Origin of the sequence: Bradyrhizobium sp. 63_E2_N1_3, assembly GCF_052076005.1 — a bacterium.
GTDB classification, from domain to species: Bacteria; Pseudomonadota; Alphaproteobacteria; order Rhizobiales; family Xanthobacteraceae; genus Bradyrhizobium; species Bradyrhizobium barranii.
Window position 1 is genome coordinate 2,476,977 of sequence record NZ_CP197235.1, and the last position, 17,957, is coordinate 2,494,933.

At 60.8% G+C, this 17,957-nt stretch carries 14 protein-coding genes; 3 read left to right on the top strand and 11 right to left on the bottom strand.

The genetic code is table 11. From position 1 onward, the window contains the following. Positions 1–82 precede the first annotated feature (82 nt). Together AB7531_RS11465 and AB7531_RS11470 are read right to left on the bottom strand one after the other, a co-directional pair. Positions 83–1,081: a hypothetical protein gene (locus AB7531_RS11465; protein ID WP_245328577.1), complete on the bottom strand. Its 999-nt coding sequence runs from the start codon at positions 1,079–1,081 to the stop codon at positions 83–85. Positions 1,082–1,293: 212 nt separating this feature from the next. Next, complete coding sequence (locus tag AB7531_RS11470) at positions 1,294–2,172, bottom strand: hypothetical protein (RefSeq protein ID WP_063981811.1); 879 nt, start codon at positions 2,170–2,172, stop codon at positions 1,294–1,296. Positions 2,173–2,394: 222 nt separating this feature from the next. On the opposite strand from AB7531_RS11470, the gene AB7531_RS11475 reads away from it, so the two are divergent. Further along, entirely contained in the window at positions 2,395–3,003 is a 609-nt protein-coding gene (locus tag AB7531_RS11475; RefSeq protein WP_231142835.1) for a hypothetical protein, read from the top strand. An 87-nt stretch (positions 3,004–3,090) separates the two neighbouring features. On the opposite strand, the gene AB7531_RS11480 is transcribed toward AB7531_RS11475, so the two are convergent. The 9 genes from AB7531_RS11480 to AB7531_RS11520 form a co-directional block, all read right to left on the bottom strand. After that, a complete protein-coding gene (locus tag AB7531_RS11480; protein WP_063981812.1) occupies positions 3,091–4,677 on the bottom strand; it encodes a methyltransferase regulatory domain-containing protein in 1,587 nt (528 codons plus the stop codon). Positions 4,678–4,682: 5 nt separating this feature from the next. Beyond that, a complete protein-coding gene (gene tssH, locus AB7531_RS11485; protein ID WP_063981813.1) occupies positions 4,683–7,322 on the bottom strand; it encodes a type VI secretion system ATPase TssH in 2,640 nt (879 codons plus the stop codon). Positions 7,323–7,419: 97 nt separating this feature from the next. Further along, complete coding sequence (tssG, locus tag AB7531_RS11490) at positions 7,420–8,484, bottom strand: type VI secretion system baseplate subunit TssG (protein ID WP_063981814.1); 1,065 nt, start codon at positions 8,482–8,484, stop codon at positions 7,420–7,422. Continuing rightward, positions 8,448–10,415, bottom strand: a complete 1,968-nt coding sequence (gene tssF / locus AB7531_RS11495) for a type VI secretion system baseplate subunit TssF (RefSeq protein ID WP_085402421.1) — start codon at positions 10,413–10,415, stop codon at positions 8,448–8,450. The genes tssG and tssF overlap by 37 nt, the downstream gene beginning before the upstream one ends. Position 10,416: 1 nt before the next feature. Then, entirely contained in the window at positions 10,417–10,965 is a 549-nt protein-coding gene (tssE, locus tag AB7531_RS11500) for a type VI secretion system baseplate subunit TssE (RefSeq protein WP_094184183.1), read from the bottom strand. 180 nt (positions 10,966–11,145) lie between these two features. Then, complete coding sequence (locus AB7531_RS11505; protein WP_014493489.1) at positions 11,146–11,631, bottom strand: Hcp family type VI secretion system effector; 486 nt, start codon at positions 11,629–11,631, stop codon at positions 11,146–11,148. A 48-nt stretch (positions 11,632–11,679) separates the two neighbouring features. Beyond that, on the bottom strand, positions 11,680–13,182 hold the full coding sequence (gene tssC, locus AB7531_RS11510) for a type VI secretion system contractile sheath large subunit (RefSeq protein WP_063981816.1): 1,503 nt from the start codon (positions 13,180–13,182) through the stop codon (positions 11,680–11,682). 16 nt (positions 13,183–13,198) lie between these two features. Then, the gene (gene tssB, locus AB7531_RS11515) at positions 13,199–13,726 is read right to left on the bottom strand and encodes a type VI secretion system contractile sheath small subunit (RefSeq protein ID WP_028156839.1); all 528 of its coding nucleotides are present in this window, start codon (positions 13,724–13,726) and stop codon (positions 13,199–13,201) included. A 127-nt stretch (positions 13,727–13,853) separates the two neighbouring features. After that, positions 13,854–15,167: an ImpA family type VI secretion system protein gene (locus AB7531_RS11520; protein ID WP_063986183.1), complete on the bottom strand. Its 1,314-nt coding sequence runs from the start codon at positions 15,165–15,167 to the stop codon at positions 13,854–13,856. A 352-nt stretch (positions 15,168–15,519) separates the two neighbouring features. Here AB7531_RS11520 and AB7531_RS11525 point away from each other — a divergent pair, with 352 nt between their 5' ends. Continuing rightward, the gene (locus AB7531_RS11525) at positions 15,520–17,388 is read left to right on the top strand and encodes a type VI secretion system Vgr family protein (protein ID WP_063981817.1); all 1,869 of its coding nucleotides are present in this window, start codon (positions 15,520–15,522) and stop codon (positions 17,386–17,388) included. Between the two features lie 5 nt (positions 17,389–17,393). Then, positions 17,394–17,957: a DUF6931 family protein gene (locus tag AB7531_RS11530; RefSeq protein ID WP_063981818.1), complete on the top strand. Its 564-nt coding sequence runs from the start codon at positions 17,394–17,396 to the stop codon at positions 17,955–17,957.

A 17,957-nucleotide genomic window follows, 5' to 3' on the forward strand; every position in this document is an offset into this window, starting at 1 on the left:
ATGCGCGACCGCACCGCGTCGAATGCTCGGCGTGTCGGTGCTTCAGTTAAGTAGACTCCCGACCACTCCCCTGCAGCGGGTTCTAGTCCAGGTGCCTTGCGCGCAGATCTTGAAGGTCCTTTTTCAATGCCACAAGATCCAGCCCGCGAGGAAAAGTGAGGCGTCCAGAGCGGATCACGAGCCGGACGTACGGATAGCGCTCCTCGGCAAGCATCGGAGAACTGATTTTGTATTTGTGCCAATCTTCAACGATGTGTGCCTGTTGCTCGACGTTGTATGAGTCCCAGGAATCGCCCGGCGTGTACTCGTAGCCGGAACCGATTGTCTGCGCCCAGAACGAGCGCGCCATCGTCCAGTTTGAATCGTTGAACGCCTGCCACACATGGGTCATTTCGTGCACGAAGAGGTCGCAAATGCGACCGAAGTCGTCGCACAAGAGACCGAAGGTGGGGCTAGGCGATGCCAGGTTACTGAACGCGACACTGCCAAGATTGATGGCATACCGCATGCTCGGCACCATGGGATTGCCTCCCCTGAAGAACGGTCCATCGTTCGTCCACGGTCTTCCGCCTGCTCCCAGGCCATTGGTAATCGCAATTGTCTCCCACGGCGGCAGCGTCGGGCCAAAAACGTTGCGCGCGAAATCCCGTTCGCTCACGTCCAGCACGCGCGCGAAGTTGGGTCGGCTTCCTTCACATTCCGGCGGGGTCGGAGCCGCTGGGGTGGGCGCAACCGGTGGAGTGGGCGCAATCGGCGGGGGAGGCGGCGTACCTGGCGGCAGATAGATGAATCCCCCTCGCCATCCACCTCTCCCGCCCGTCGTACCGGAGGAAAACGCAAAATTTTGGCGATCGGGCGACATCGCGCGGCAGCCGACATACTCGGCCAGGTACCAGTTCACCTGGCGTGTGGCTTGTTGGAAATCGCGCTGCTTGACGAGCTTGACGCCCGGAAAATTGAACTCGATGAGGTCCCAGGGGGCGATGCCGATCCGCTTGGCAAGGGATATCCAGGTCTCGCCTGCCGTCACCGCATGCCGGATTCCCGCGGGCGGTACATAGCTTTCGACGACGGGCTTCAACGGCCTTTCCTGGTTCGGCAATGTAAGACCTCCCCCGCCGATTCCTGCGGAACTACGCGTTCTCGCCACCAATACTTATTGGTCGCCGCTACCTCGAGGCGGTTCGATGGTTCCATTCATTCGGGCCACCAACTGGCAGTGGCAAATCGAAGAGCCTCATTCGTAGATTGGAGGCGTAGACACGAAGCAATGTCGAACGAGCGATATCCGCTTTAGCGCCGGCCTTTTGGCTTCGAGCCGAGCAGATCATGCGTGCCGCTGATGCTCACGGTTCCGGAGCACTCGAAACCGCCGAAAAGTCCGCAGGAGCCCGTGACCGTAACGCGCAAGTCTTTGCGCTGGTACATGTCGACCGAAATGCCCACGCGCGAAAAGTCGTTCGCGCTGTTCGGCAGGATCAGATCGATGTGCTCCGCGGCCCATTGCGGTATATGCTTGTTGCTCTTCCAGAACAGCTCATTGCCGGCGTGATGCACGAAGTTCGGTCCGACCGTAAGGGCGCCGTCCACGCCTTCGAATACGAAGCCTGTTTCGTCGATGTGCACGTTCACCCGATCAGGTGCTACGGCGAAATGCAACGAGGTGATGTCCTGGGGCTGCGGGTCCTTGCCGAATTGCGAGCTGTAGGCGTCGCTCCATTGTCCGCGGTCGCGCCCGAGCCCGAAGCCATGGCGGCCCGGGAGATCCCGCGTTGAGAGCGGCCTGTCCGACAGCTTTGGGCGCCAGATCTCCCGGAACCCCTTGCCGATCGTTGCCGCCATCGACAGATCGAGGGCCCAATGCGACGCTTTCTCCGGGCTTTGCCCTTCGGCGAAGGCGTCGAATCCGTCCGTCGTCTTGGCAATGCGCAGCTTCTTGATCAGCTCTTCCCAGTCCTTGGGCAGGAAGGTGACGCCGTCGAGCGTGGTCGTCGCGGCAGCGACACCATACTTCTCGAGCTGGTGCCGGATGTAGGGCTTCTCGTCATAAAGGCGCACATCCGGGTTGGGGCCGGCAAAATAATTCTTCAAATCGATCTGCGGCCGCAGCATGGTCAGTCGTGCCGCGATCTTCCGGTAAGTGTCGGTCGTCGTCGGATCGGTCGTCGTCATGGGGCGCACTCCGAGGCAATCCTCGCCCCAAATTGGTCTCGCCCGGACGGGTTCGGGTTCAATGCCGGCTCGTTCGACCAAGCTGCCGCCCGGCCCAGGTTATTCGAATTCCTATCGCGCCGGTGCAATGACTGTTTGAACCTGCTGATCGGAAACGGCGACCACCAACCGTGGGGTAGTGCGAACAACGAGGACGATCAAATGTCACTGCGGAGCAGGGTATTGGACGTACTCCATGGCCCGGCGGTCGCACGCATGCGCTTCCGGTTTCCGATCCGCGGCAGCCATGTGACGATTGCGCCGCAAACGTTCCATCACGTCGCCCGCGCGATCCGGTTGGGGCAGGTCACCGTCAGACCTCCGACGGATCTCGCGGCAGGCGTTGCTGCACAATACAACGATGTCGCGAGAACCAGGGCGGACGGCACGGCGGTTGCGGCAAACACGCTGGAGGTCGTGTCGGCAGCGGGGCGGATGGACGAGGCCTATATCGTCCACGAGAGCCTGCATGCGGCATACGATCTGTTGCGTACAGGCCTTGATGCCAATGCCGAAGAGGCGTCTGCCTACGTCTGCACGGCGCTCTATTGCCGCATGACAGGCCTGCCCCGCCCTCGCTGGGCCAACGGGCCGATCTACGCCAATGCCGCAGAGGTCGCCCGAACGCTGCTGTCCCAGTATCAGAAGGGCGATCCCGGGATTCCCTGGGTCGGCGAGCATGAATGGAAGATGCTGCGCGCAGGTGTTGGCCTTGATCCGGTCTATGCCAGCGGACCCGGCGGTATTCTCACGGGATGGCTCCTCGGCCAGCAATATACCCACGACGGCTAGAGTGCCGGGCCGCATCCGCTGCAGGAAATGGCACGAGCTTCCAACTCCTGCCGTTCATCGCCAACGGAGCCGACGCACTTGAGCGCATCACGCGACCAGCAGGCCCAGCTTGCCGACCATCGCAAGCGAGCGCTGAACGCTTTCTCGCGTTGACAGCAATAACGGCTCGGCAGGCTGCCCGGCATTATCCTTCTGGTCTATCCGGATGGTCGGGCCGAATTTTTCCGTCATTTCGGCCGTGATCTGGTCGATGGTCCGCGCTCCGTCGAGCAATTGCAGGAAATCCCTGGTCCGGTCGTCCTCCAACTGCACCGTTTGGTGGAGGAGGTTGGTGACGAGCGGACCTGTTTGCGCTTGTCTTCGCGCGAGCAGGCTCGCCTGCGGATGCTCGGTAGCTTCCTTCAACAAAAAGGGACGCGACAGCAGGAACGAAACCTCGCCGCTGCAAGCCAGGATGAACATCGCCTCCGTCAACACCTTTTGGTCATCATCCGCCCGCCGGTCGCCCAGCAGCGCGCGGGCCCCATCGAGCAGCTCGTCGAATGATAATGCTCGCGGCCAGGCCCGGCCCAGACATAGATGCGCGGCCTTCAAGAGCGGATTGGTTACCGTGACCCTGCTGCCGTCCTGGTTCTCGAATTCCATCGCGGAATCGTCGGTCACGCAGGCGTCGGGGTCGACCGGGTTGGTCGTGCTCAGCAAATGGAACCGGGTGACGAAATCGAGGTCGACCTGGCGGGACAGCGAAATGCTGTCGTGGCAGAGCAAGGTGCGCCGAAAGCCGTTGCCGTCGATGAAGTCCTGATATTGATCGCGCGCCATGAACTCGCTTTCCGGGAAGCGCTGCAGCGTCGCGCGAACCTCCTCGGAATAGCCGGCAAGATAGCGTCGTGAAAAATCAGCATCGCCCAGATATTGCAGGCCATGGCGGCTTGCGTCCTCGGCGACCTCATGCAGCAAGAACGCCTCGGCACCATCATCGAGATCGTCGTGAAACAGAAGCTCGTCGGGGGACTTGAGGACGCGGTTGTACTGGTCGCGCATAACTGCGCCGTGCACCGAGTTGGCCTTCGAGCCGTCGCTCAGGAACTTCAGGATCGCGCGGGCCTGTCCGACCTTCTCCTTCATGCCGGTGAGACGGCGGGTGTGATACCGCATCATGTCGCGGACCATGTCGCGAAGATGCGAGAACGGGTGCGCATTGTAGCTGACGTAGCAGACCCCGCGGGGAGCCAGGTTCTGCTTGAAGATCATCATCATCTTCTCGCGCACCGCCGGCGGCACCCAGGAATACACGCCGTGTGCGATGATGTAGTCGAACTCCCCGAAGCCTGCGTCGACATTCATGATGTCGCAATGGAGAAGCTTGATGTTGCTCAGGCCCAATGTGGCGATGTTTCGCTGGCCGCGCTCGATCGTCACGCCGCTCAGGTCGACACCGACGAATTCGCTGATTGGATATTGAAAGGCCATCGGCAACAGGTTGCCGCCAACGCCGCAGCCAAGCTCCAGCACCCGGCAACGCTCGACCGGCGCTGACTGTATGCCGTAAACGGCAGCAATGGTAGCAAGATGGTTCGGATGAGTGAGCCCGTAGACGTGGCCGGGGTAGTAGACCTCGTCGTATGGCGTGGGACCGGCGTTCGGGTGGCGATGCTCGGTTTGAATGTTCATCGTCCTCAGTTCCACGAATATGCGAACTTGTCGTTCTCGATCGAGACCCGCGCTTGCTTGATTTCTTCCTTGGCAAGCGACTTGCTAAGGAACTCGCGCGACAGCTCCGGGAGCAGGGTGTTGGTGATGATGTTGTCAATCATTCGCCCGCCGGAATCCGGGTCGTTGCAACGTGACACAATGTGCTCCACGACCGCGTCATCGTAGTCGAAGGACGCGTTATGATTGTCGCGGAGGCGTCGTCCGATCCGGTCGAGCTGTAACCGAACGATCCCGGCGAGCATCTCGTCGGATAGCGGGAAGTACGGTATCGAGACGATGCGTCCGAGCAGCGCTGCGGGAAACACCTTCAGCAGTTCCGGCCTCAGCATCTTGGCGAGCTCTTCCGGCTCGTTGCGATACTTTGGATCGCGCGAGAGGCCCATGATCAGATCGGTGCCGACGTTGGTGGTAAGGATGATCAAGGTGTTCTTGAAGTCGATCCGCCGCCCGTTGCCGTCCTCCATGGTTCCCTTGTCAAACACCTGGAAGAAGATCTCGTGGACGTCGGGATGAGCTTTCTCCACCTCGTCGAGCAGGATGACACTGTAGGGCTTGCGCCGGACAGCCTCGGTGAGGCGTCCACCTTCGCCATAGCCGACATAGCCGGGAGGTGCACCCTTCAAGGTCGAGACGGTGTGCGCTTCCTGGAACTCCGACATGTTGATCGTGATCATGTTCTGCTCACCGCCGTAAAGGGTCTCGGCAAGCGCCAGGGCGGTTTCAGTCTTGCCCACGCCGGATGGACCAGCCAGCATGAACACGCCGATCGGCTTGGAAGGGTTGTCAAGCTTGGCGCGGCTGGTCTCGATTCGCTTGGCGATCATCGTCAGCCCATGAGACTGGCCGACGACGCGGCGGTTGAGGATCTCCGGTAGCTTCAGCACGGTTTCGATCTCGTCGCGCATCATCCGGCCGACCGGGATGCCGGTCCAGTCAGAGACAACGGACGCCACCGATTGCTGGTCTACATGGGCATAGACCATCCGCTTCTCCGGATGGATGCTCTCAAGTGTGTCGAACTTGCCGCGCAACTCCGCGCGCCTGGCAGCCGGATCTTCGCCTTCTTTGGGCTGGGACAGAATCTCCCGGATGCTCCGGATGTCCTTGACGAGTTCCTGCTCTGCGGCCCAATCGGCTTCAAGGTTCGTCAGCTTGTCCTTCAGTGCCGCAATGTCGTTGTCGATCGCCGTGATGCGGTCGCTGTCCTTAAGCCCAAGATCGCTGTCGCTGACGAGTGCCGATTTCTCGGCTTCACGAGCGGTAATCGCAACGCGTGCATCCTCGATCAGGGCTGGCGTCGCGCTCTGGCTGATGGCCACGCGCGCCGAGGCGGTATCAAGCAGGCTGACCGCCTTGTCCGGCAACTGCCGTGAAGGAATGTAGCGGTGGGACAGGTTGACCGCTGCGACGATCGCAGCATCGGAGATGCGAACGCCGTGGTGCTTTTCCATCGGACCGAGAAGTCCGCGCAGCATGATGCAGCAGGTCTCCACTTCCGGTTCATCGATCTGGATCGGCTGGAAGCGTCGCGTGAGCGCGGGGTCTTTCTCGATATACTGGCGATATTCTGCCCATGTGGTGGCGGCGATCGTGCGCAGCGTGCCACGGGCGAGAGGAGGTTTCAGGAGATTGGCCGCATCACCGGTGCCGGCCGCGCCGCCGGCGCCGATCAATGTATGGGCTTCATCGATGAACAGTATGATCGGGGTGGGTGAGCTCTGGACCTCGTCGATCACCGAGCGCAAGCGCTGCTCAAACTCACCCTTCATGGAAGCACCGGCCTGCATCAGGCCGATGTCGAGCGCACAAAGCCTTACACCGCGGAGCGGTGGCGGCACGTCGCCGGCGGCGATTCGCTGGGCGAATCCCTCGACAACTGCGGTCTTGCCGACGCCAGCCTCGCCGGTAAGAATTGGATTGTTCTGCCGCCGTCGCATCAGCACGTCGATCAGTTGGCGGATTTCTTCGTCCCGGCCAAGGATCGGATCCATCTCACCTGATTTGGCCTTGGCGGTGAGATCCTGGGAGAACCGGTCGAGCGGCGTCGTCCCCTTGGGACCCGCTTGGGCCGCGCCTTCCGTGCCTGCGCCGACCAGGCCCGAACCGTCCATCGGCCGCATGGTTTCCTCGTCGGAGCCGGCCCAGACATTGCGGCGCTCCGCGGCGAGTGCGTCGACGTTGACCTTGGCGAATTCCTGCGAGAGGTTGTTCAGCGTGCGACGAATATCATTCGATTTCAGGCCCGCCACGAGCAGATGACCGGTGCGGATCTGGGTCTCGCCAAAGAAGAGCGTGGCATAATGCCAGCCCCGATCGAGCAGATCGATGACCGGATTGGCGACGCCCGGCATGTCGGTTTCGTTCTTACGAAAGCCATTGATCACGCCGGCAAGGTCCGACAACAAGCGTGCCCGGTCGAGCTTGTAATGATCGACCGAGAGGCTGAGATCGTTGCGTTCCTGCTGCAGGATATGAAACAGCCAGTGCGCTAGCTCGACGTTGCGATTGCCGGCGCTCTTTGCGTGGCGCAGGGCCTGTATGAAGGCATCATAGCCGGCCCGGTTCAGCTTGCCCGTTACAGCCTCAATGCTGATGTCGGTCACGGCGGATCCTCCTGCTTAATCCATCCGCGGATGCCTGGCATCAAGCGGAAATTTCATCGAATCCCATAGCTTTAGGCAATCGGCGCTACGGATAGGTTCAAATCGCCGAGGCATCGGCTGCGGCGGCCCGACGGGCGCTCAAGCGCTCGCTGAGCTGAAAGCGGGCATCGCGGCGATATTCTTCCGTGGAAGTCCAGTTCGGCGAGACCCAGGTGGTCCATCCAAGTCGTCCGCTCTGTCCGAGCCTGACCGGGACGACCTCTCCCGCTGGAATGGCGAGCTCCACCTCCCATTCCAATTCGTCGCCGATATAGAAGAACACGGCGTCCGCCAGAGGCTCCGACAAGTTGCGCGCTTCGGTCGGCAAGAACTGTTCGTACTGGGTAAAATTCTTGACAAAGACCCGCACCCTGATCTTGTCCTCGACGCTGAACACGCGTGAGCCCAGAAGAGCGTCCCGGCCGAGCCTGGCATGGGTTCCGCCGAGCCGGCTGCAATGACTTGGGTCGAATGACAGCCAGGTGCCGACAAATTCGTCGATCTCGACCTTGACGTCGAACAGCCCCTGCAGGAACCGCGTCAACCGTGACGCACACTTCGCTCTGGGGGAGATCAGTCCGGCAAAGCTGAGCTTCGCCATGTCCGGTACGGTGTCTCGATCAGCGAAAACGTCGGAGCCGAGGCCGGCGAAGGAGCCGACATAGGCGATGAAGCGATCATCCGCCGGACGGTCGTGCTGAGCGATCGGCCGCGCATCGGCCCAGGCGCGAAAGAAGAGTTGCAGAAAGCGTCCGTTGAGCAGATCGAGAAAGCGCGGGAAGGCGTCATCCCGCATCAGCCACCAACTGAGGCTCTCGTCGGTGGTGGCAAGCGGCAGCGCGCCCTGCGGCCCCAGGAGACCGAGAAATTTGACGAGTATCCTGAGCCGGCCACCCACGTCGTCGACGGCCGCAAGGTTGGAGGCGGGGAACTCCAGATAAGGCACTTGGCCGAGGTCGATATACTCCTCGCGGCGTGCAGCGCTGTCACCGATCCGCGGTCGATCCGAGTTGGCGCGCTCGAGCTGGCGCAACGCATTAAAGAAATCGAACCGCCAGGGCTCCGCCTTCATCTGGTCGATCAGCGTCATAGAGGTCTCCGCGTGCCCATGCGCGGCGGCCAACGCATGATCTCGCCGCGCTCCGGCGTCGAGACGACCGTCTGTGTGAAGGTATTGAAGCCCGAATAGTCGGCGAAGAAGCGCTCCAGCACGGCTCCGAGCAAGAACACGCCGCTGCCCTCGAATGCCTTCTCGTCGAGCGTGATGGTAATCTCCAGGCCGCGCGCTGCGCCGCTGCCGGTGCGCTCGCGCACCCGCCGTACGACCGGCCGGCTTTCTATGCTGCGCACGCCGCGGATCTTGCGTTCCGTGGCGTCGTCGAACTGATCGGCGAACAAGGACAGCATTTCGCGCAGGGCTCCGGCGTTCTTGCCGCCACCGCGCTCGACGAGGCCAAGATAGTTCAGGCTCAGCATGTTGATCAGCCGCCAGCTGACGATTCCGCTGTTCGCGATCTCGCTGCGGCTGCGCAATTGGGCCACGATCGGTTCGCGTGGTCGGGTGGGACCGGCGACGCACATCAGATCAAGGGAAGTATCGTCCAACAGGCGGAAGTCGGCGCCGCCCTGGCCGACCGGCAAGTGTTCGGTGAGATGCCGGTTGGAGCACAGCGCCCGGACGCTGAGTTCGGCGACCGCACCTTCGCCGCTAAGTTCACCGGGCTCCAGCAGAGACAGGAACATGTCCGTCCCGGTGTAGTCCGATGATGCGCCGTACGTCTTTTCTCCCACTGTGCGGCGCCGGGGCAACCGTCGAACGGTGAAATAAAGCCCCTCGACCGATCCGCTGGTCCGGTCGACGGCGGCCGAATACAGCGGGCGCACCGGCCGCTTGTCCTTGTCGGCCGGAAAGTGCGCGTAGACTTCGAGTACCTGGTGCGGTTCGTATTCCAGATAGCGGCTGCGATCGGGCACCACATGGTACTCGTGCGTATTCGACTTGACGGGGATGCGATCGCTCGTCTTCTCGAACAGGTTGATTGCCGGCGCGCTATAGAGCCTGAAGGTATCGGGCCGCACCGCGGCGGCAAGCCGTGAATTGTGTTCATCGAAAGCGAAGACGATATCGATCGATTTGCTGCGCAGCCGTGGCATCACGCTGCGAAGTCCCGTCAGGTTGAAGCCGAGGAACTTGCGTGGAAACATGAAATATTCCCGCAGCAGCTCCGAGCCGCGAAAGACCCGGTTGTCGTTGGGAAACAGCGACTCGTCCTCGTCGAAACCAATCTGCTGCACGCAGTCATGGGGCGCACGAGTCACCACCGGATCGCCGAAATCATCGAGATGCCGGAAGTAGACGCCCTTGCAGTTCGAGATCAATTGCTCGTAAAGCGCAATGGCGTCGGATTCCGCGCCTGAAAGGTAGATCGGAAGTTCGCTCGTGCGGCAGCCTGCAAACCAGGTTTCCGGCTTGGCCCTGGCCTCCGCGTCCGGCAGCTCCTCATCGAGCCGGGCCGCGGTACGGTGGGTCAACGACAGCCTGAGCCCGGCGATGACGTCGCCGCCGACGGGAATCCCGAGCGCCTGCAGCGCGCCTGCCGTCGAGAAGTATTCGGCGCCGGTGACGTCGAATGGCCAAAGAGCGATATCGCGGCAAAGTCGAAATCGGCAGGAGAGACTTCGTTCTCTCTCGCGATAGGTGGCGTCGAAATAGGCGCCGCGCGCGATCTTCTTGCCATCGCGTAGCGCTGGGTCGGCATAGGGGGGGCGTGCCGTGACCAGCATGGCCGACGGAGTCGGGGCAAGGTAATTCGGAACCAGTTGCTCGAGCAGGTTTGCAGTGAATTCCGGGAATTCGTGCTTGAGCTTGAGCTGAACGCGAGCGGCGAGAAATGCGGCACCTTCCAGCAATCCCGTGATCATGGGATCAGAGCGATCCCGGATCAGCCCACCGAGGCGTTCTGCGATGCCGGGATACTCTTCGGCGAAATCCCCGGCCTGCTCGTAGAGCAGTGACAGTTCACGATTGTAAAAATCCAGGAATTCGCGGTTCATGCTAAAGTCGGTTGATCTGGATATCGCCGCTGTCGAGGTCGACGTCGGCGACGAACTCCACGGGGACGTTGAGCGGCTCGGCCTTCAGGTCGGCGTGAACGATGAAGCGCAGCTTGAGTTGCTCGGGGCCGACCGAGCCGTCGCGTCGGACCCGGATGGTGTTGCGATCGAGCCTCGGTTCATAAGTCGTGAGCGTCTCGCGCAACGCGTCGGTGAGCTCGTCGTCGGCGACCTCGTCGATCGAACGGTGGGCAATATCAGGGAAGCCAAAGTTCAGGATTGAGGTTCGGACGCAATCGTGGCCGTTCAGATCCAGGGTCGATTCCAGGGCAATGGTATTGAGGAGCGTTTCGAGGTCATGGGAGACCTCGCGCCGGAGCAACGTTTCCGAGATTGGAAATCGGCCCGCGCTCCGCCGCCCTGCAATGACCCGCTCGCCAGACTCATCGCGTAGATTGAGCTTCTTGCGTGCGTCGCGCGCTTCATGGGCTGAGCGAAATGCCAGCATCAGTGGGGGAGAGAGCCGATCCTTCTTTCGTGCAATGGTCATTCACGGTCCCCATGACGCCCAACTCGCATGCAATCCCGGGGGGCGCGCGTTGGTGTCCGACTTGGCGTCGCCCAGCAGGCTTTCGGGCCCGCAACCGGGCCGGACGAGAGGTGCGATCAAAATCGCACCGCTTGGCGCCGGTTCGCCAATCGCAACCGGCGCCAGGCGAGGGGCCGACAATCAGGCCCATTCCTTGTTGGCAGGAACATCCCAGCCAAACGTCGGCGAAGCTCCGGCGCCACCCTTCTCCGTCTGGGTCTTGTAGATCATCTTGACCTTCGCGAAGTTCAGACTCACGTTTTCGGTAAGGCGATCTTCGCCGTGCGATCCGCCTGTCGATACGCTCGTCACGAGAACCTGCTTCATCTCGATCTTGAGATATTCCAGCGGGTTTTCGCCGGCCTTGCGGACCGTCAGGATCGCGCTGTCGATATGCTTGCCGTTTGCGCAGACCTTGAAAAGTTCCGGCGTGGCCTTGTCAACGAAGTGCGTGAAGTGAAGATCCTGCACGCTGACCTTGCCGGCGCCGCCGCCCGATCCGCTGTGGAAGGTACCGGTCTGGCTCTCGCCAAACGACCAACTCAAAATATCGATTTCGTCTTTGTGCTTGTCGTCCAGCGACTCGCCCTTGATCGGATCGAGTTTCAGGAAGATGTCGACAGCCATAGCATGGTCCTCTCAAATTTCTGTGTGTACGGTTGCGATGCTGCAGCGTCAGGAGCTGGGACCTGGCAGGCGTGAAACCAGACTGAGGCCGACATCCATCGCTTCCAATTGAAAGTGCGGACGAAGAAAGAAGCGCGCGTTGTAATATCCCGGGTTCTCCTCGTTTGCTATGACCTCTACCTTCGCAGCGGCCAGCGGCTTGCGCGCTTTCTGAGCTTCTGACGATAGGGCTGGGTTGGCATCAACGTACTCGTTGATCCAGGTTTGCAGCCAGACCGTCAGCTCATCCTTCTCCTTCATGGATCCGATCTTGTCGCGAACCATGCACTTCAGATAGTGCGCAAAGCGAGACACTGCGAACATGTAGGGCAGACGTGACGACAGGTTGTCGGACGCGGTTGCATCCACGCCCTTCTCGCCGAAATACTTCTTCGGCTTGTAAAGCGACTGGGCGCCGATGAAGGCGGCCTTGTCGGTGTTCTTGCGATGGATCAGCGGGATGAGACCCGCCTTTGCAAGTTCGTGCTCGCGGCGATCGCTGATGGCGATCTCGGTCGGGCATTTCAGATCGACGCCACCGTCGTCGGTCGGGAATGTGTGCGTCGGCAGATTGATGACCTCTCCGCCGGATTGCACACCGCGGATGCGCGTGCACCAGCCGAACTCCTTGAAGGCGCGGTTGATGTTGACCGCCATCGCATAGGCCGCGTTGATCCAGCCGTATTTGTCGCCGGTGTGCCCGTCTGTCTCCTCCTCGAAGGCGAACTCTTCCACAGGCTCCGATTTCGCGCCGTAGGGGAGGCGACCCAGCGCGCGCGGCATGCACAGGCCGAGATAACGCGAGTCGTCCTGGTCGCGCAGTCCCTTCCATGCGGCATATTCCGGCGTGTCGAACACCTTGCCGATATCGCGAGGGTTGGACAATTCGGTCCACGAGTCCATTCCCATCAGCGTCGGCTCGGCGCCGCTGAAGAAGGGGGCGTGTGCGGCGCCGGCGATCTTGCTGAGATCGCGCAGCAACTGCACGTCGGTGGGGAGGTGGCTGAAATAGTAGTCGCCGATAAGGCAGCCGAACGGCTCGCCGCCCAACTGGCCGAACTCGTATTCGTAGATCTGCTTGAACAATGGGCTCTGGTCCCAGCGCGCATCGGGGTAAAGCCGCAGATTACGATACAGCTCGATCTTCGAGACGTTCATGACCCGGATCTTGAGGTTGGCGTCGGTCTCCGAGTTGAAGACGAGGTAGTGGAGGCCCCGCCAAGTACTTTCGATCGCCTGGAATTCGGGTGCGTGAATGATCTCGTTCATCTGCGCGGTCAGCTTCTGGTCGATCCGCGCGATCATCTCCTCGATCGTGTCGAGCACGTCCGACTTGATGACGCTCGAGTCTTTCAATGCCTCTTGAACGAGCGTGGATACCGCGTTGTCGACCTCGGTCGCTGCGCGTTCGGTGCGCGGTTTGAAGCTTTGCTTCAGCAGAGTGGCAAACTCGTCAGCTTCGACGGTCTTGACCTGGGTGGTGCTCTCTTTGTGAACAGCTTCTTTTGCCATGGTCCCCGTTCCTTCCTTAGCTCTCGGTGCCAGGTTCGGTCGACTGGCTGATCGCGCGTTCCCGAAGCGCTGCCATCAGTTGAGGATCGGCCAGAAGTTTTTTCAGCTGATCCTCGGCGGCTACCTTGCCATCCATGTAGCGCAGCAGGTTGGCAAGTTGTTCGCGCGCCTCGAGCAGCTTGGCTGTAGCCGGCACCTGGCGGGCGACGGCCACGGGAGTGAAGTCGGCCATCTTGTTGAAGCGCAGATTGACCGAAAGTTTTTCGTCTGATCCGTCGCTGAGACGATTGGCGACGCGCGCCGTCACGCCGGGCTGGATTGCCGCCATGCGGCTGTCGAAATTGTCCATATCGAACTCGAGGAATTTGCGCTCCTCGACCTTCGTCTTCTCGACGCCGGGGTTATTGCCGGAAAGGTCGGAGAGGACGCCCATGACGAACGGCAGTTCGATCAGCCGCTCGGCGTCGTAAGGATCTTCGTATGTGATGTGCACGCGTGGTGCGCGATTTCGACGAATGAATTTTTGACCGCTATCTGTAGCCATGGTTCCCTCACTACGAAATCGCTTTAGACGTCGAATTTGCGCGACGCAGATCGGCTAGGGGACTTCAAGTTGCTGCGGTCGGCAAACATCCTTGTGTCCATTTAGTGCCCTCGAGCGAAAGCTGGGTTCAATGCGATCTGTCGATTGTTTTAAGCGCTCCCTCAGGAAGAACATCATTCAAAAGGCTGAGAAAGTCTCGTTGCGCGAGGTCGCGCGCGCGATCTGCCAAAAAGGGGATGGGGCTGGACGGCTCTGCGGTTCGGAAAAACGACGCCACCTTCGCCAGCAGGCCCAAGGCTTGCGTTCTGCTTTCCACTGAAAATACAATGTCTTGGGTGTTGTTCTCGGCCGTCGATGAGAATGACGTGGCGAGTTCCGCCATCCGTTCGATCGGCAGGTCGAAGACCTTGTCGCGTCCGATGTTGATCGCAGCGCCCCCCACGTGCGCAGGCACCAGCATCCGCATGACTTCAATAAATGACTTGCCGACCATCTCCTGCGCTTGACGCACCAGCAACAGTGCCGGGTTGGACGGTTCCATTCGGGCAAAATAGTCTGCCACTGCTGCAAGCGCTGCAGATGCCTGTGCGGATGAAGTCACCACACCGGTCGTGTCTGACGGCGCCTGTGCATCGACAGGACCGACATCTTCCGCGGTTGCGGCGATCGCGGCCGGATCGCGCGACGCGACAAGACCCGCAAGCCAGGCAGCCATGCCGTTAACCAAGCCAGAGAGCCTGTCGAGGCTGATCGGTTGCCCCGCGTTCAACTTCTCGTGCCAGGTCTGCTTGATGGCCGCGATTTCAGCAGCGACCGCAGAGCACCGCCCGCTGGCTGCCTTGAGAGTGTCGAGATCTGTCTCGCTGACGATGCGCTCGATGGCCGCCAGATCAGGCCCGTCGGCGTCGGCGTCGCCGGCGGGAATTTCGCCGTGAGCGATCTGATAGGCACGGTAGTTGAGGTTGCCGTGTCTGCGGTTCTCGATCAGGGGAAGGAACTGGAGCGGGTTGATCACGGTCGGGAACACGTCGATTGCCTCGACTGTGACGGCGCGAAGTGCGTAGTCGCCGTCCTCGCCCTTCGGATGCACCGCTTCCCACTGCTCGCGCAGCAGCAGGTTGGTCGCCTTCAGGCAGCAGAGAAAGCCGTCGAGATCGCGGTTGAGGATTGAAAATTTGGCCAGCAGCAGGTTCAGACGCAGATCGCGGGTACGCGCCAGAATGGGCTGCGCGGCGGCAAACTGGCCGGCAAAATCGACCGCTTTTGGGTCGAAGCGTCCACGCTCTCCGTTGGCATTGACGACCTCGAAGAACGACATCGGTAGCAGCGATTCCGCACCTGCGAAGAAGTTCAGATATTGGACGTCTCCGATGGCGTCGAGATCCGGTCCGCAGGGATCGTCAGCGGCAATGGGCTGCGTCAGGGAGGCGACGTCAAGCATATGCGGACCGTCCATCTGCTCGATCACGGCCCCGCTGCCGAGCCCGTGGCGACTAGGGGATCGCGCGGGGGCGCATGATCCGGAATCTATACCTATGGGTCAGATGCCTGCCGACCTTGGTTCATTCCCGAAGATCATGCCATTTTCGCGTGAACCGGCAAGCTCTTGGAGCCGACTACTTGATGGCCCGGGGTAGATCTTTGGCGGCCGTTGTGGAACGTCAGGAAGCCCAGCCCTGGGGCGGGCTTGCCGGCACAGCCGGCGGCACGCATGATTTCCGTCGTTCTTGCATAACGTCTGATCAGCTTTTTTGCAGCGGGTCATTCGATCGAAGGAGGGAGTTTAAGCCCACATGGGCCAGCTTACTCAGGATACCCGCCTCTGCGAACTCAAGACGCCTCTTGGCAAGGACGTTTTGGTTTTTGCCGGATTCGAAGGCTCGGAAGGTCTCAGCGAACTGTTCGAGTATCGCATCGAGTGTCTCAGTGAGGATGCCGACCTCGACTTCGACCGCGCTATCGGCCAGCAGTGCACGCTGACCATAAAGCTGCATGAAAAGGAGCGCGAGTTCAGCGGCATTCTGACGGAGGCCCAGTGGCTCGGGGTGAAGAACGACTATTTCAGCTACCGGATCGTGCTGAGGCCCTGGTTATGGCTGTTGTCGCGAACCACCGATTGCCGGATCTTTCAGGACAAGAAGGCGCCCGACATCATCAAAGAGGTCTTCAACGAACGCGGCTTCACCGACTATGAATCCAAACTCACCGAAGAGGGTTCTTGTCCGAAGCTCGAATATTGCGTTCAGTACCGCGAGACCGACATGAACTTCGTGTGCCGGCTGATGGAGCAGCACGGCATCTACTACTTCTTCAAGCATGAGGGCGGCAAGCACACGCTGGTGTTGGCGGACTCCAAATCGTCGCACAGTCCGATCAATGGTCTTGCTACGATTCCCTACATCCCGCTGGCGGGTGCCGACCGGCGAGGCGAGCAGCACATCTATGAATGGGTATCGGAGCGGCGATTTCGTACCGGCAAGATCGAACTCAACGATTACAACTATCAGAAGCCCAACGCTCAGATGATCAGCGACGCCAAGGGCTCCGAGCATTACACTCGGTCGGAGATGGAGTTTTACGACTATCCCGGGAAGTTCAAGGAGAAATCCGACGGGGAGCGCTACGCGAAGATCCAGCTCCAGGCAGAGCAAGCGATGGATCGGCGTCGCCGCGGCAATGGCGACGCCGTCAACCTGTTCCCTGGCGGGCTGACGAAGCTCGAAAAGCACTCCAAGGACTCGCAGAACGTCGAATACCTCGTGGTGCGAGCTGTGCACTCGTTCTCGATCGAATCCTATCGCACCGGCGGTCCGAGCGACGCAGGGCAACACGTCTATTTCGGCAGCTACGAGTTCTTGCCTAGCGATCGGCCGTTTCGAGCGCTGATGATGACGCCGAAGCCAAGAATCAACGGCATCCAGACGGCCAAGGTGGTGACCAAAGACGATAATTCGAGCGAGGAAATCGACGTCGAGTCCCTGGGCGAAATCTATGTCCGCTTTTTCTGGGATCGGAAGAAGAAGCGGTCGTGCCGGTTGCGCGTGGCTCAGGTTTGGTCTGGCAAGCGCTGGGGCGGTCAGATCATCCCGCGCGTCGGACAGGAAGTCGTTATCGAATTCCTGGAGGGGGATCCGGACCGGCCCCTGGTGATCGGCACCGTGTACAACGACGAATACAAGCTGCCCTACGATCTGCCGTCGAAGAAGACGATCGGGGGATTGAAGTCGGACTCCACCAAAGGTGGCGGCGGCTTCAACGAGTGGAGCTTCGAGGACAAGAAGGGATCCGAGAAGATCACGGTGCATGCCGAGAAGGACCACGACGTAACGGTCCGCGACACCGAGACACGTACCATCGGCGAAGCTGCATTTGGCGGCGACACGCGCAACACCACGCTCAAGAACGGCAATGATAAGCTCGATATCCAGTTGGGTGGTCAGCACATCACTTTGGCCATGGACCAGTCTGTCAATGCAGGCCTCAGCATCACGCTCATGGCCAATGCGAACATCACCCTACAGGTGGGTCCTAGTCAGATCATCCTGACCCCGGCGGGCATCGTCATCAACGCGCCGACGATCGCCATGACGGCGCAGGCCGGCATGGCGCTTGCTGCCGGTGGTCCGCTGGTCGCCCACGGTACTCCAACCCTTGTTGGTTGACGGTCATGGGACAAGTTCGGTTCGGTACGGTTCAGGATCTGTTTCAGGCCTATCCCTTGGCGCGTTATGATGTCGGCAAAGCCGACGCTGACAAGCCTTCGCTGGACTTCCTTCAGGAGGCCGCCGATGCGCGGAATTGGCACCCGGCCGTGTCTTACTGTGCCTATCTGCTTCCCAGGCGCGTAGCAGTTGCCTGGGGATGTCGCTCTCTGCGACTGATGTTCGACCATTTCGACGCCAGCGATACCAGGTCGCTCAATATTGTGGAGACCTGGGTCCGGCAACCGGACGAGCAGTCCCGGAACAAGGCGCTGGCTGTCGGCAATGCCAATGATCCCGAGCAGCCGGCGACATGGCTGGCGCTGGCGGCCGGCTGGTCCGGCGGAAGCGTGGTTCCCCCGGAATTTGCGCCCGTGGAAGCTAAGCCAGATCAGGCCGCGCGGGCGGTGCGTGCAGCACTGCTGATCGGCCTCTGCCGGCTCCCCCGTGACGCCCGGGACCGGATAATGACGTCATGCCTAGAGGATGGTATTCAATTGGCACGCGGCGAACCGCGCCCTCCGCGCTAA

Coding starts and splice junctions, on each gene's coding strand:
- tssC (WP_063981816.1), bottom strand. CDS start 13,182: ATGGCAAAAGAAGCTGTTCACAAAGAGAGCACCACCCAGGTCAAGACC.
- tssE (WP_094184183.1), bottom strand. CDS start 10,965: ATGACCATTGCACGAAAGAAGGATCGGCTCTCTCCCCCACTGATGCTG.
- AB7531_RS11530 (WP_063981818.1), top strand. CDS start 17,394: ATGGGACAAGTTCGGTTCGGTACGGTTCAGGATCTGTTTCAGGCCTAT.
- AB7531_RS11505 (WP_014493489.1), bottom strand. CDS start 11,631: ATGGCTGTCGACATCTTCCTGAAACTCGATCCGATCAAGGGCGAGTCG.
- AB7531_RS11480 (WP_063981812.1), bottom strand. CDS start 4,677: ATGAACATTCAAACCGAGCATCGCCACCCGAACGCCGGTCCCACGCCA.
- AB7531_RS11525 (WP_063981817.1), top strand. CDS start 15,520: ATGGGCCAGCTTACTCAGGATACCCGCCTCTGCGAACTCAAGACGCCT.
- AB7531_RS11520 (WP_063986183.1), bottom strand. CDS start 15,167: ATGCTTGACGTCGCCTCCCTGACGCAGCCCATTGCCGCTGACGATCCC.
- tssF (WP_085402421.1), bottom strand. CDS start 10,415: ATGAACCGCGAATTCCTGGATTTTTACAATCGTGAACTGTCACTGCTC.
- AB7531_RS11470 (WP_063981811.1), bottom strand. CDS start 2,172: ATGACGACGACCGATCCGACGACGACCGACACTTACCGGAAGATCGCG.
- tssB (WP_028156839.1), bottom strand. CDS start 13,726: ATGGCTACAGATAGCGGTCAAAAATTCATTCGTCGAAATCGCGCACCA.